This window comes from Pseudomonas sp. TWI628 (assembly GCF_039673865.1).
Lineage (GTDB): Bacteria > Pseudomonadota > Gammaproteobacteria > Pseudomonadales > Pseudomonadaceae > Aquipseudomonas.
The window spans coordinates 189698-205500 of record NZ_JBDJMM010000004.1 but is presented as its reverse complement, the minus strand read 5'-3'; the positions used below and the strand labels follow the sequence as shown (position 1 = coordinate 205500).

The window sequence follows — 15803 nt, the reverse complement described above, 5'->3', positions numbered from 1 at the left end:
CGAACTGCTTCGCCCAAGCGCGGTAACACACCTACCTCATAGCGTAGAGTGCGGCAGTCGCTGGCAAACCTACGGATCCAGTAGCGGTTGGTCAACAAATGTCACGGTCTGTGCCAGAGGTGAGCATTTCGAGCGGAAGCATTTTTACTTGGACATCCCGGTCAACGACGCCGAGAAGCTCGCCGATGGACTGAGCAACCAAGAACTTAATGAGTTCAGGGAGGCATTTCTGCAGACATCCACATACGACTCAGATACAGAACTTCAATCACACGTCTTCGATCGCACCACCGTGTACAGAGTAATCGATTTTACCTCCTGCAAAGTCCCAACGGCATGTCTTTCGATAACAAAATGTAGAAACCACATTGACAACAAGTATTACCCAATGCGAGACACCTGCGGATGCAGCGCGCATGACAACATTGAAAGTGCCATATTTGGCGCTGTAAAAGAAAGTGTCGAACGGCAATTTTTGCTGCGATTCTGGCTCACCCTTAAATTCAAAAAACGTCTTGACCATCACGAGGCCTGTGCTCTCCTAGAGTTTCGACCCAGCTCAACCCTCTTTCGTGAGCTATCAAAGTCTGGGGATATTCTCGTTCTAGACCTCACTGACGGGCGTTTTCCAGGCACCTGCATTCTTCTCTGCTATGGCAACATGCGTGCCGAAGCCAAGGTCCAGTATTGCGCAGGCATGTCATATTCAGACACTGCAAGCAACGCGCTTGAAAAAGCTGTCCTAGAACTCTGGCAAACGTTCCGTTATATGCAGTCCATTGACAGCTTAGCCAGTGAGCCTCAAGACCCCTACCTTAGGCATTTCCTTGCTTGCAACAACTACAAAACTTACATAGAAATGTCTACAGCCACCCCTTACGACGACTGTGAAGCGCTTATAATCAAGCACCCACCATTAGACTGCCGAACACTTCTGAGCACACTCAGATGCTTAGAGCTGAACGGTTACATCTACCTATCCAGACTGACACCCAATCATCCAAAAATATACTTTTGCAAATACTTTTCACCAAATCTGTTCCTCCACATGAACAATGCGAATCATTTCAACCTGAAGAACAGATACTCCGCCAACTTCCTCAACCAGGTTATCGCACGCCAATCATCCCGAATGGTACCCTTCCCATGACCAGTCACTTAACACCCATCATCATCAATACAAAAAAAGTATTCCATATCACGCGAATCTTAACCCTAGAGCACCTGAGAGAACCCACAGCCCTTATATGGTCAGCCATCGCGCCCTGCCTGCTATTCTTGTTGACACAAGGTCATGCAGAAGCAGAGCCTGCCCGTAATGAAACTTATGTTCTCTCTGCATCGTGGTTTTTCTCGTACATCTCTGCAAGCGTTGCCTTTTTTGGATTCAGTTTTTACCTGATCGGAAGACGTGAGAGCGGTTTCACCAGGTCATTCATCTACCAGCCCGACGCGATTAGGCGCTTTCTGGCAGCTCACTTCCTTAGTTATTCCACGATCAGCGTGCTCTATGCGGCACTCTTTTACCTTCTCACCAAACCGCTGTATGGCGATTACAGAATTACGGAACTGCTATACGTGACTGCATGTTTTTACACCAGCTTCTTGACATTCAGCTGCATCGGACTCGTCGTAGCCGCGCTACCCATTAAATTCAATACAGCCAGCACCTTGTTTTCACTGTTATCATTTCTCATGTTGCTCTCTGGATACTTAGGATCCGCTCAGTCTCGCTCCGCGCCTCAGAGCGCCCTCTCTTTAAACCCACTGCAATTGAGCAGCAAAATTTTCAACCATGAATTCCCCCTGCTGACCTCCTTCTGCATCGCGCTCGCGGCGCTGCTCACCGGGCTTTACCTCACTGGGCGACACTTCAGGACCCAACCTGTCTGGAGCAGATACTAAATGAATCCACTCAGCCTAATAGACCTGAGCTTCAGCTATAAAGACATGCCGCTAATGAAAGAAGTTACACTCAACCTAAAACAAGGGGAATTGATAGGCATTTTAGGGAGCAACGGCGCCGGCAAAACAACATTATTTGATCTCATCTGCAATATAAAAAAACCTTCAAGCGGACACATTCTCAACTCAGCAAAGAGACAAATTTATCTTACCCAAATCCTTACACCGCCACCCTTGCTACGTATGAGCGAAACAGGTGATCTCATCAGGCACCTAGACTCATCCACAGCCCCTACCCAAAGCGAAATGCTGGCTCGCTTGGAAAGATGGTCACCGTCACTTTACAAACGATACAGCTTAATCTCCCAAAAAAAAGTCGCCCGCTGCAGCTACGGCGAGATCCGCAGCTACTTCACGCTTACGCTATTACTGCTAGAGAGTGATTTGATCATCCTCGACGAACCGACTGCAGGTGTGGACGCGGAGTTCAGGCATTACATCTGGCTTGCCATTAACAGTGCGCGCCAAGAAGGTGCAAGCGTGCTGGTATCATCCCATTACACCGAAGAGATCGCGGCAAATTGTGACCGCTTCTACATGCTCGCAAACCAGCGGCTTGAGGCGTTTGATAGCGGCGGGGAATTTATGTCGCGCTACAACGCTTCATCACTCGATGAGGCATTCATCAAAGCGTCCTCCCATGAGGATTGACAGGGCAAACTGCATTGCCAGCATGGGGCGCCGCGGCGGGAGTTCCTTGGCAAGATTCTAGGCAAGCGCTGATACCTCGGTTGCCTGTTCCGGCCCTTTCGCGGGTTTACCCGCGAAAGGGCCAGCACAGGCTAGCCAATCAACTTAAAGCCCTTCCAGCTCAGCCATCAGATCACTAAGCCGATCAGCCTTCGCCTCATCCACCTCGCTACCCTGCAACCCGCGCACATACTCGGCCAACGCCTCCACCGTGCTGCACTCGAACATCGCCCGCAGCGGCACGTTCAGTTGCAACTGCTTCTGCACCCGCGAAGCGATCTGCGTGGCCAGCAGCGAATGCCCGCCCAGCTCGAAGAAGTTGTCATGCACCCCGACCCGTTCGGCCTTGAGCACATCGGCCCAGATACCGGCCAGCACCTCCTCCAGCTCATCTCGCGGCGCCAGGTAGTCCTGGCAGTGCTGCCCACCAATCTCGATGGCCGGCAACGCCTTGCGATCAAGCTTGCCGTTGGCGTTGTGCGGCAGGCTGGCGAACCAGCCCCAGTGCAGCGGCACCATGTACTCCGGAAGCTCCGCACGCAGGCGCTGCTTGACCAGCTCCAGCAGCGCGGCGTCGGCAACCACACCTTGGTGTGCCACCAGGTAGCCAACCAGATGCTTGCCATTGACCCCCTCCTGCACCCCCACCGCCGCATCACGAATCTCGGCCTGCTCGTGCAGGCGCGCCTCGATCTCGCCCAGCTCGATACGGTAACCGCGGATCTTCACCTGGTGGTCAATGCGCCCGACATACTCGAGCACCCCGTCCGGGCGCTGCCGTGCCAGGTCACCGGTACGGTACAGGCGTTCGCCCGGTGCCCCGTGCGGGTGCGGGATGAAGGCCAGTGCCGTGCGCACCGGGTCGCCGACATAACCGCGACCGACACCAGTGCCGGCCACACACACCTCACCCACCGCCCCCAGCGGTACCAGGGCCTGGTCCTCGCCATACAGGTACAGCCGATTGTTGTCGGTCGGCGTGCCAATCGGCAGGTAGCTGCCGCGCGTCGAGGCCATGTCGACGCGGAAGAAGGCCACGTCATCCGAGCACTCCGCCGGCCCGTAGGCATTGACCAGGCCGATCTGCGGATAACGCTGCAGCCACTGCGCAGCCAGCTCCGGCGGCATCGCTTCGCCAGTCGGCAACATCCAGCGCAGGCCATCGAGCGCCTGATGATCGTTGGCCAGCATGCCCTGGATCAGCGATGGCACGCTTTCCAGCACCGTGATGCCAGTGGCCTGCACATGCGCCAGCAAGCCTTGCGGGTCGTGGGCGATGGCGTTCGGCACGATCTCCAGCCGGGCGCCGAACAACGGCGCGGCAAGGAACTGCCAGACCGAAATGTCGAAGCTCTGCGAGGCGGTCTGGGCGATCACGTCGTGCTCGCTCAAGGCCAGGTACGGCACCTTGCTCAGCTGATTGTTGAGCATCCCGCGCTGCTCGACCATCACGCCCTTGGGCAGCCCGGTGGAGCCGGAGGTGTAGATCACGTAGGCCAGGTTGTCCGGCCCACTGTGAATGCCTGGGTTGTGGCTGGCGATGCTGCTGCCCTGCACCTCTTCCCACACCAGCAACTGCGGCCGCGCCACACCTGCCAGTTCATCCAGCAACTGACGCGCCTGCTCGGCACAGGCCGCGCTGCACACCAGTACCGGCGTGCGGCTGAGTTCGACGATGCGCTGCAGCCGCGCCGACGGCAGCCCCGGGTCCAGCGGCAGGTAGCCGGCGCCCGCCTTGAAGCTGCCGACGATCATGCCCAGCAACGGCAAGCCCCGTTCGGCCAGCAAGGCGACCGGCTGGTCGATGGCCACGCCCGCGGCGACCAAAGCATGGCCCAGACGGTTGGCCGCCAAGTTCAGCCCGGCGTAGTCATAAGACGCGTCAAGGCAGCGGGCGACGGTTCGCTCAGGGTGCGCAGCCACCTGCGCTTCGAACAGCGACACATAGCTCTGCTCCAGCGGGTAGGCGTGCTCGGTGCGGTTGCAGCCGTCGAGCAGGAAGCGCTGTTCGTCCTCGCCCAGCAACGGCAACTCGCTCACCTCCCCTGCAAAGCCTTGCACCAGCGCCAGCAGCAGGCGCTTGAACTCGGCCAGCAGGCGCTCGACGGTCGGGTAGTCGAAGTAGCGTTGGTCGAATGACAGGTGCAGGCCCAGGTCATCGCCCGGATAGCACACCGCCGTCAGCGGGAAGTTGGTGTGGGTACGGCCCGAGTCGGAAGTGGCATTGAGGTGCTGGGCATGGTCGAGCACCGCCGTTTCCACCGGGGCGTTCTCGAACACGAACAGGCTGTTGAACAGCGGCTGGCCCTTGGGCAGTTCGCTGCATTCCTGGATCGCCACCAGCGGCAGGTACTCGTACTCACGCAGCTCCATGTTGCGTTCCAGCACGCCTTGTAGCCACTGGCGCACGCTGCGGCGCTGGCCCGGCTCAGGTAGTTGCACGCGCAGGGCGATGCTGTTGATGAACAGGCCGACCGTGCGTTGCATCTGCGGCAGGCTCACCGGGCGCCCGGCCACGGTCACGCCGAAGGCCACGTCGCGGTCGCCGCTGTAGCGCGCCAGCACCAGCGCCCAGGCCGCCTGGGCGAAGGTGTTGATGGTCAGCTGGTGGGCCTGGGCCAGTTCGCGCAGGCGCACCCCGTCGCTCACCTCCAGGCGGGTGTAGCAGTCGCCCACCACCATGCCGTCACCGGCGTGCTCGTTGCGCAGCGGGCGGTCGCTGGGGAGCGCTGTGGCGCGTTCGAAGCCGGCCAGGTTGGCCTGCCACCAGCTGCGCGCTTCGTCCATGTCCTGGCGTTGCAGCCAACCGATGTAGTCGCGGTAGCGCGGCGGCACCGGCAACTGGGCCTGGCGGCCTTCGCCGAGGGCCTGGTAGATCTCGAAGAAATCGTGCATCAGCAACGAACGGCACCAGGCATCGATGAGGATGTGGTGGTTGCTCATCATGAACCAGTAGCGTTGGTCATCAACCCGCACCAGGCGCAGGTGGAACGGCGCCTCCTGCAGCAGGGCAAAGCCTGCCTCCCGCTCCACTTTGTGCAGGGCTTGCAGGCGCGCCTCCTGGGCCGCTTCATCAAGGCCGCGCCAGTCCTGATAGTCCAGCGGCGTGTTGCCCGGCTTGTGGATGATCTGCAGCATGGTCTGGCCAGCGTTCCAGCTGAACGAGGCGCGCAGCGCTTCGTGACGCGCCACCACGGCCTGCCAGGCCTGGGCGAAACGTTGCGGGTCGAGGGTGCTGTTGATGCGATAGCGGTCCTGCATGTAGTACAGGCCGGTGCCCGGCTCCAGCAGGGTGTGCAAGAGCATGCCTTCCTGCATCGGCGTCAGCGGGTAGACGTCTTCGATCTGCGCGGCGGGTACCGGCAGCGCGTCGATCTGCTGCTGGCTCAGGTGCGCCAGCGGGAAGTCCGAGGGCGTGAAGCTGCCGTTGCCATCGACCAGGCAGTGGCTGACCAGTGCCAGGAGTTCCTGGCGATAGGCTTCGGCCAACTGCTCGATGGTCCGCGCGTCGTAGCGTTCACGGCTGTAGGTCCAGCGCAGTTGCAAGGCACCGCCAAAGACCTGGCCGTCGATGCTGAGCCAGTTCGGCAGCGGCGCATCCAGATCGTGAGCCAGGCCTGCCGGTGCATCCAGCGGCTGGAACAAGGCGGCCTCGTCAAACTGCTGGTCGAACTGGCCCAGGTAGTTGAAGGTGATGCGCGCCTGGGGCAGCGCCGCCATGCTTTCGCGGCTGGCAGCATCGCCCAGGTAACGCAGCACGCCGTAGCCCAGCCCCTTGTGCGGCACCTGACGCAGTTGTTCCTTGATGTGCTTGATCGAGGTGGCACGCGCAGCATCGTCGTCGCCAGCCTGCGGGTTCAGGCGCAGCGGGTAGGCATTGGTGAACCAGCCGACGCTGCGGGTCAGGTCCATGTCCTCGAACAGGCCGTCGCGGCCGTGGCCTTCGAGCTGCACCAGCACTTCCTGATCACCGCTCCAGCGGCACAGGGTGCGGGCCAGCGCGGTCAGCAGCAGGTCGTTGACCTGGGTGTGGTAGGCCGCCGGGGCCTGTTGCAGCAACTGCCGGGTCTGCTCCGCGTCCAGGGCGATGGCCAGGGTGTCGGCATGCCGGTGCAGGTTGCCACCTTGCGGGTGATCGCATGGCAGCTCGTGACGCACGCTGCCGAGCTGGCCTTGCCACCAGCCCAGTTCGTCGCGCAGCGAATCGCTGCCGGCGTAACTGGCCAGGCGCGCGGCCCAGTCGGCCATGGCGTGGGTCTTGGCCGCCAGTGGCTGGCCGCGATACAGCGCCTGCAGGTCTTCGAGCAGCACGCGCCAGGACACGCCATCGACCACCAGGTGGTGGATCGCCAGCAACAGGCGCTGGGCACCTTGCCCGTCACTGACCAGCAAGGCACGCAGCAGTGGGCCGCGCTCCAGGTCAAGGCTGCGTTGTACGTCGGTATACAGCGCCTGGCAGCCGTCGAAATCGGCGACCGTGGCAGTCCACAACAGTTGCTCGGCAGATACCGTAGCGAAGGCCGCCTGCCCTTGAGTGAAGCGCAGGCGCAGGCTGTCGTGGTGCGCCAGCAGCCCGGCCAGGGCCTGCTCAAGGGGGGCACGGTCCAGGGGCTGACGCGCCTCCAGCAGTACTGCCTGGTTCCAGTGCTGCGGCTGGACCACGCCACTGTCGAAGAACCAGTGCTGAATCGGCGTGAGGCCGCTGCGCCCCTCGCGCGGGCCCTGCTCGATGCTGCTCGGCGCCACGCTGCGGCTGACCACGGCAGCCAGGGTCTGGATGGTCTGGTGCTGGAACAGGTCGCGCGGGGTGAACTGCAAGCCCAGCTGGCGCGCACGGCTGACCACCTGAATCGACAGGATCGAGTCGCCGCCCAGTTCGAAGAAGTTGTCCTGTACACCCACGCGGGACGTGTTGAGCACTTCACGCCAGACTTGCGCCAACTGCGCCTCCAGCTCATTGGCCGGGGCCTGGTAATGCTGGCGCGCCTGCTCCAGGTCCGGCGCTGGCAGTGCGCGGCGGTCGAGCTTGCCGTTGCCCATCAGCGGCAGGCGGTCGAGTAGCACCAGGTGCGCAGGCACCATGTAGTCGGGCAAATGCTGACGGGCATCGGCCTTGACCGCTTCGCGCAGCCTGGACTGAGCCTCGCTGTCGGCAGTGGCCTGCTGGCAAACAAGGTAACCGACCAGCTGCTTGCCACCCGGCAGGTCGAGGGCCAGGACCACGGCCTCGTCGACATCGGCATGTTCCTGCAGGCGGCTTTCGATTTCGCCCAACTCGATGCGAAAGCCGCGGATCTTAACCTGCTGGTCGGCACGGCCGACGTATTCCACCAGCCCATCGGCACGCAGGCGCACCAGGTCGCCGGTACGGTACAGGCGCCCGCCGTCACGGCTGAACGGATCGGCGACAAACCGCTCGGCGCTCAGGCCTGGGCGGTCATGGTAACCCTGGGCCAGGCCGGCGCCGCCGACGTAGAGCTCACCAATACCGCCTTGCGGCAGCAGGGCCAGGTCCTCGTCAAGAATGTAGGCGGTGCGGGCACCGATCACCCGGCCGATCGGCACGCTGCCGGCGTCGGCAGGCATCACCTGCGGCGCCAGGCAGGCCAGCGGCATGACCACGGTTTCGGTGGGGCCATAGGCGTTGAACAACTGCTGCGGGGCAAAGGCCTGGCGAATACGCTGCAGGTGCTCGCCGGTCAGCGCTTCGCCGCCGGTGATCACCAGCCGCACCGGCAGCTGCTCCCCCTGCCCGGCCAGGTACTGGGCCAGCTGGCTGCCATAGCTAGGGGTGAAGCCGAGCACGCTGACCTGCTGCTCGCGCACCAGCTGGCAGATGTCCTCGGCGCCCCATTGGCCCTGGGCACGCAGCACCACACGGGCGCCGCACAGCAGCGGTACCAGCAAGCGTTCGCTGGCGGCATCGAAGTTGATCGAATAGAAGTGCAGCTCGCAGTCATCGCTGCGCATGCCGAAGGCGTCGATCACGGCCTGGCAGTGCATGGCGATTTCACCGTGGCTGACCACCACCCCCTTGGGCTTGCCGGTGGAGCCGGAGGTATAGATCAGGTAAGCCTGATGCTGCGGCAGGTTGAGGTTGTCCAGCGGCGCATCGCTGTAGGCCGACAGGCTCGCGGCATCGTCTTCCAGGCTCCAGCGTGCCACCCCGTCAGGCAATTCACCGAGGGTTTCGAGCAACACACGCTGGCTGAGCAGCAGGCCGATGCGGCTATCCTCGATCATGTAGCGCAGGCGGTCGAGCGGGTACTCCGGGTCGAGCGGCACATAGGCGCCACCGGCCTTGAGAATGGCCAGCAGGCCGACCACCATCTCCAGCGAGCGCTCCAGCGCCAGGCCCACCCGCACCTGCGGGCCGACCCCGCGCTCACGCAGGGCACGGGCCAGGCGGTTGGCCTGCCGGTCGAGCTCGGCGTAGCTCATGTGCTGGCCGGCGAAGGTCAGCGCACCGGCAGTCGGCGTGCGTGCCGCCTGGGCGGCGAACAAGCCATGTAGCGTCTGGTCGAGGGCGAAGTCCCGCTCGCCCTGCAATTGGCCGATCAGCACCTGCTGCTCGGCATCGGCCAGCATCGGCAGTTCGCACAGGCGCTGCTGCGGGTTGTCGAGCAGGCCGACCAACAGCTGCTGCCAGTGCTCGGCCATGCGCGCGATGCGCGGCTCGTCGAACAGGTCGCGGCTGTAGGTCAGGCAGCAGCCCAGGCGGCCGTCGAGGTCGGTGACCTCCAGGTACAGGTCGAACTTGGTGGCGCTGGCGTCGTTGACCAGGTAATCCACCTGCATGCCGGCCAATAGGCGGCTTTGCTGGAAGGCCCAGCGCTGCACGTTGCACATCACCTGAAACAGCGGGTTGTAGGCGCTGCTGCGTGGCGGTTGCAGGGCCTCGACCAGTTGGTCGAACGGCAGGTCCTGGTGCGACTGGCCTTCGATGGCGGCCTGGCGTACCTGGTCGAGCAAGGCGGCGGCGGTCATTTGCCCGTCCAGCTCGCAACGCAGCACCTGGGTGTTGAGGAAGGCGCCGATCAGGCCTTCGCTTTCCGGGCGGATACGGTTGGCCACCGGCGCGCCGATGCGCAGGTCACGCTGGCCGCTGTAGCGGTGCAGCAACGCGGCCAGCGTGGCGGTCATGGTCATGAACAGGGTCAGCCCACGCTGGTGGTTGAAGGCATGCACGCGGGCAACCAGGGCCGGGTCGAGGTCGAAGCGGTAGAGCTCGCCACGGTGGCTCTGCACGGCCGGGCGCGGGCGGTCGGCGGGCAGCGCCAGCACCGGGTGCTCATCGCCCAGGCGGTCTTTCCAGTAGGCCAGCTGGCGTGCACCCTCGCCGCTCTCCAGCCATTGCCGCTGCCACACGCTGTAGTCCAGGTATTGCACTGGCAGCGGCGCCAGTGGCGACTCGCGGTCATCGACGAAGGCTTCGTACAGCTCGCCCAGCTCGCGGGCGAAGATGTCCATGGCCCAGCCTTCGGTGACGATGTGGTGCAGGGTCAGCACGAAGTAGTGTTCACGGTCCTCGGTCTTGACCAGGCAGGCGCGCAGCAGCGGGCCGCGCTCCAGGTCGAATGGCTGGTGGGCCTGGTCGTCAGCCAGTTGCTGCAAGTGCTGCTGACGGCTATCGGCCGGCAGGGCCGTGAAGTCCTGCCAGTCCAGTTGCAGCCCGCTGTCGTCGGCCACGCACTGGTACGGCACGCCATCGATGCTGGGGAAGGTGGTACGCAGGGTCTCGTGGCGCACGATCAGCGCCTGCAGGGCGCGTTCGAAGGCATCCACATGCAGCGTTCCACGTAAACGCGCCATGCCGCCAACGTTGTAGGCCGGGCTGCCCGGCTCCATCTGCCAGAGGAACCACATGCGCTGCTGCGAGTACGACAGCGGCACGGCCTGGCGGCGGTCAACCCGGGCGATTTCACCTTGCTGGTTGCGCTCGCCGGCAGCGCGGATACGGGCGATTTCCTCACAGAACGCGGCCAGTTCGCTGGCCTCGAACAGCGCCTTGAGCGGCAGCTCGACATCACAGGCCAGGCGGGTGCGCGAGACGATCTGGGTGGCCAGCAGCGAGTGACCACCGAGGGCGAAGAAGTCGTCGTGCAAGCCGACCTGCGGCAGGTTCAGCACCTCGCGCCAGATGGCCGCGACCTGCTGCTGCAGCGCGGTCTGTGGCTCGACGTGGGCACGCTGCTGCCAGACCGGTGCGGGCAGCGCCTTGCGGTCGACCTTGCCACTCGGGCCCAGCGGCATGTGCTCCAGGCCGATCAGTTGGGCCGGCACCATGTACGCCGGTAATTGCTTGGCCAAGGCGGCCAGCAAGACTTCGGACGGTGCGCTGCCGCTGTAGTAACCGACCAGCTGTGCACCGACCGCGTCCTGGTGAATCAGCACCAGTGCCTGTTCGACACCCGGCTGAGCCAGCAGGCGCGCCTGCACTTCTTCCGGCTCTACGCGGAAACCCCGCACCTTGACCTGCTGATCGAGGCGACCGAGGTATTCCAGGGCTTCACTCTGCACCTGCCAGCGGGCGCGGTCGCCACTGCGGTACAGGCGTGCGCCGTTGCCGTCAGCCTGGGGCACGAAGCGTTCGGCGGTCAGGCCAGGGCGGCCCAGGTAGCCACGGGCCAGGCCGGCACCGCCAAGATACAGCTCGCCTGGTACGCCAGGCGCGGTCAGTTCAAGCTCATCGTCCAGTACCCGACAGAGCACGTTGCCCAGCGGGCGACCGATCGGCGAACGCTCGCCATCGCCGGCCTGGCAATGCCAGTGGGTAACGTTGATGGCGGTTTCGGTCGGGCCGTAGCGGTTGTGCAACTGCACCTGTGGCAGCAGCTGCAACACACGGTCACGCAGGTTCGATGGCAGCGCCTCGCCGCCCGAGAACAGCCGGCGCAGGCTGCTGCAACCAGCGGCCAGCGGCTCCTGCACGAACACCTGCAGCAGCGGTGGTACGAAGTGCAGCGTGGTCACGCCATGCTGCTGCACCAGCGCGGCGATGCGCTGCGGGTCGCGGTGCTCGCCGGGGCCGGCCAGCACCAACTTGCAGCCGGTGACCAACGGCCAGAAGCACTCCCACACCGACACGTCGAAGCTGATCGGCGCCTTCTGCATCAGCACGTCACTTTCATCCAGCGCATAGCGGGCCTGCATCCACTGCAGGCGCTCGGCCAGGGCGGCATGGGTGTTGCCCACGCCCTTCGGCTGGCCGGTGGAGCCGGAGGTGTAGATCACGTAGGCCAGGTTGTCGCCGTGCAAGTGCAGGCCCGGCGCCTGGCTTGGCCAGCTGTCCAGGTGCAGCTGGTCGAGGGCGATGGCGCTGACGCCGTCGACCTGCGGCAGCGTGCCGAGCCGGCTGCTATGGCTGAGCAGCAGGCTGGCCTGGCAGTCGCCAAGCATGTAGGCCAGGCGCTCGGCCGGGTAGTCGACGTCCAGCGGCACATAGGCGCCGCCGGCCTTGAGGATCGCCAGCAAGCCAACCAGCAGTTGCGGCGAACGCTCGACCGCGATGGCCACGCAAGTGTCGGGGCCGACGCCTTTGTCGCGCAGATAGTGCGCCAGGCGGTTGGCCTGCTGATGCAGTTCGGCGTAGTCGAGGCTGCCACCCTCCCAGACCAGGGCGGTGCGCTCCGGGGTCAGGCGCGCCTGTTCGTTAAGCTGCTCGACCAGCAGGCGCTGCGGGGCAGGCGCAGGTGCCTCACCCCACGCGAGCAGTTGCTGACGCCCCTGCTCATCCAGCAGTTGCACGTCGCCCAGCGGCAGTAACGGTTGCGCGCAGACTTGCTCAAGCAGCGCCAGCAGGTGCTGGGCCAGGCGCTTGACGGTGCTGACGTCGAACAGCTCGGCAGCGTAGTCGAAGGCCAGGCTCAGGCGGCCCTGGTGGTCCTCTTCGCTGTGCAGTTGCAGGTCGAACTTGGCTTCGCGGCTGTGCCATGGCAGCTCTTCGGCGAGCAGGCCCGGCAGGCGGCGCAGCGCCGAAAGATCACGCTGCTGGTGGTTGAACATGACCTGGAACAGGCCCTGCTCACGCGCGTCGGGCAGGGCTTCGAGCAATTGCTCGAAGGGCAGGTCCTGGTTGGCCTGGGCGTCGAGGGTCGCGCCGCGCACCTGGGCCAACAGTTGGGCGAACGGCAGGCGGCCATCCAGCTGCGCACGCAGCACCTGGGTGTTGATGAAGAAGCCGACCATACCCTGGGTTTCCTGGCGTGGGCGGTTGGCATTGGGCACGCCGACACGGATGTCGCCCTGGCCGGTGTAGCGGTGCAGCAGGCCTTGCCAGGCGGCCAGCAAGACCATGAACAGGCTGGCCTGCTGTTCGCGGGCCAGGCCCTTGAGGGCATCGGCCAGCCTGGCCGGCACTTTTACTTTCAAGCGCGCGGCGCGGTTCTGGTGCTGGCTGGAGCGCGGCTGGTCCGGGTACAGGTCGAGCACCGGCAAGGCATCGCCCAATGCACTTTTCCAGTACGCCAGCTGACGGGCGCTTTCGCCCTCGGCCAGCCACTGGCGCTGCCAGCTGCCGTAGTCGGCGTAACCCAGGGTCAGCGCCGGCAACTTGGCGTCCTGGCCCTGGCAACGGGCGGCATACAGCTTGGCGAACTCGTCGAGCAGGATGTTCAGCGACCAGCCATCGGCGACGATGTGGTGCAAGGTCACCCACAGCTGATGGTCTTCGTCATCCAGGCGCACCAGGGTCACGCGCAGCAGCGGGCCCTGGGTCAGGTCGAAGGGCTGTTGCGCCTCTTGCTCGCGGCGCAAGGCCACCTGCTCGGGCGCCAGCCCTTCCAGGTCCAGGCGCTGAAGGCTGAACGGCTGCTCCGGCAGGACACGCTGCAACGCCTGTCCGTCCTCTTCGCTGAACACCGTACGCAGCGACTCGTGGCGCGCTACCAACGCCTGGAACGCTGCTTCAAGCGCGGGCTCATCCAGCTCGCCGCGCAGGTGCAGGCCGGCAGGAATGTTATAGGCCGCAGACTGCGGCTCAAGCTGCCAGGTCAGCCACAGGCGGTTCTGTGCCAGCGACTGCGGCAAGGCTTGGCCACGGTGCAGCGCCGTGATAGCGGTGGGCTCACCAGCCCCTTCAGCAAGGATGGCGGCCACCGCAGCGCTGTACTCGGCCAGTGTCGGCGCCTCGAACAAAGCCCGCAGGCTCAGCGCGATACCCAGCTCATCAGCCAGGCGCGCAGTGACCTGGGTAGCGGCGATGGAGTTGCCACCCAGCAGCAGGAAGTGGTCGTCAACGGCAACCGCCTCGACCTTGAGGACTTCGCGCCAGATACCCGCAATGCGCGCTTGCAGGTCGTCGCCGGTTGCTGTCTCTGCAACCGGCCCGGCAGCCACGGGGAAGCGTGCATAGCAATCCAGGCTGCCATCATTCATGCGCAGGCGGCAGGCCGAACGCTGCAGCTTGCCGCTGGAGGTCTTGGGCAATGCACCCGGGTTGAGCAGCAGGACCACCGCCGGTGCCTGGCGACAGGCATCGGCGATCACTTGGCGCAGGGCCTTGATCAGGGCCTCGGGTTTGACCGCCTTCTGCACGTTGCGGCTGATTTCCACCGCCACGCCGATGCCCTCCTCGCCTTGGTCGTCGACGGCGAACACGGCCACCCGGCCCTTGCGCAGCACTTCGACCTCACGCTCCAGGGTCTTTTCCAGGTCTTGCGGGTAAAGGTTCTGGCCGCGGACGATCAGCATGTCCTTCAAGCGACCGGTGACGAACACTTCGCCGTCACGCATGAAGCCGAGGTCGCCGGTCCGCAACCAGGTCTGGCCATCCCTTTCGACGAAGGTGCGCGCCGTGGCTTCAGGGTTGCGCCAGTAGCCCCGGGCGATGCTCGGGCCGCCGGCCCAGATCTCGCCGACCTGGTTGTCGCCCAGCACTTCAAGTTGCTGCGGCTCGACGATGCGCACCGCGTGCCCAGGCTGCGGGTAGCCGCAGCTCATCAGCACACTGCCCTTGCCGGCTTCGGCACGGTTGGCGGCGAACGCATCGCTGTCCAGTTCCAGCGCGCCGATGCCCTGGCCACGGCGGCTGCCACTGACGAACAAGGTGGCTTCGGCCAGGCCATAGCTGGCAAAGAAGCTGCCCGGCTGGAAGCCGCAGGCGGCGAAGGTGTCGGCGAAGGTGGCGAGGCTGTCCTGGCGGATCGGCTCGGAGCCGGAATAGGCCACACGCCAGCGGCTCAGGTCGAGGCCGGCAAGGGCCGCCTCGCTGACCCGCTCGCTGCACAGCCGGTAGGCGAAGTCCGGCCCGCCGCTGATGGTGCCGCCGTACTCGCTGATGGCCTGCAACCAGCGCAACGGCCGGGCGAGGAAGTAGCCCGGCGACATCAGCACGCACGGCACGCCACTGAAGATCGGCTGCAGCAGCCCGCCGATCAGGCCCATGTCGTGGTACAGCGGCAGCCAGCTGACGATCACATCGTCCGGGTTGAGGTCGATGCCAAAGCCGGTGCGGATCAGTTGCTCGTTGGCCACCAGGTTGCCGTGGCTGACCTGCACGCCCTTGGGCAGTGCGGTGGAGCCGGAGGTGTACTGCAGGAAGGCGATGTCGTGCGCATTCAACACCGGCTCGCGCCAGCGCTCGGCCAATGCCGGATCAAGCGCATCCACTGCCAGCAGTTCAGGCGCGTGGTCGCCGGCCAGGGCTTCGAGACCCTGCAGGCTGTCGTGCAGCGCACCGACGGTCAGCAGCAGGCGCGGTTCGGCATCGTCGATGATCGACAGCAGGCGCTCCTGGTGATGGCGGCGTGACGACTCCGGTGGATAGGCCGGCACGGCAATGACCCCGGCGTACAGGCAACCGAAGAACGCCGCCACGTAGTCCGGGCCGCTGGGGAACAGCAGCACGGCCCGCTCGCCGAAGCTGGCGCGGGCCTGCAACGCCGCGGCGATGGTGCGCGCACGGGCATCCAGGTCGCGGTAGCTGAGCACGGCCTGCTCGCCGGGGGCATCGGCCAGAAAGCGCAGGGCGATGCGGTCCGGGGTCTGCGCGGCGCGTTGCGCCAGGGCCTGGACCAGCGAGAGCGGGAGTTCGAAGGCGTCCGTCATGGGGGGTTCCTGCCAGTGTCTGGTTAAGTCGGGCTGGCTGCCCCGCACAAGGTCGGCGGGTAGCGGCAGCGGCCGGATGTACACAGGGGAACGGATGGGCG

At 64.4% G+C, this 15803-nt stretch carries 4 protein-coding genes; 2 read left to right on the top strand and 2 right to left on the bottom strand.

Annotated elements, in window-relative coordinates; translation table 11 throughout:
* Positions 1-268: 268 nt before the first annotated feature.
* Positions 269-523, bottom strand: coding sequence for a hypothetical protein (locus ABE528_RS04875; RefSeq protein ID WP_346652350.1), 255 nt, complete (start codon positions 521-523; stop codon positions 269-271).
* A gap of 623 nt (positions 524-1146) precedes the next feature.
* Here ABE528_RS04875 and ABE528_RS04870 point away from each other — a divergent pair.
* Positions 1147-1905: a hypothetical protein gene (locus ABE528_RS04870; RefSeq protein ID WP_346652349.1), complete on the top strand. Its 759-nt coding sequence runs from the start codon at positions 1147-1149 to the stop codon at positions 1903-1905.
* Complete coding sequence (locus ABE528_RS04865; protein ID WP_346652348.1) at positions 1906-2616, top strand: ATP-binding cassette domain-containing protein; 711 nt, start codon at positions 1906-1908, stop codon at positions 2614-2616. It begins immediately after the preceding gene.
* A 144-nt stretch (positions 2617-2760) separates the two neighbouring features.
* Here the strand turns inward: ABE528_RS04865 and ABE528_RS04860 are convergent, their stop codons facing one another.
* Positions 2761-15702 (bottom strand): non-ribosomal peptide synthetase, encoded by a 12942-nt coding sequence (locus tag ABE528_RS04860; protein WP_346652347.1) that lies wholly within the window; start codon positions 15700-15702, stop codon positions 2761-2763.
* Positions 15703-15803: the final 101 nt, after the last annotated feature.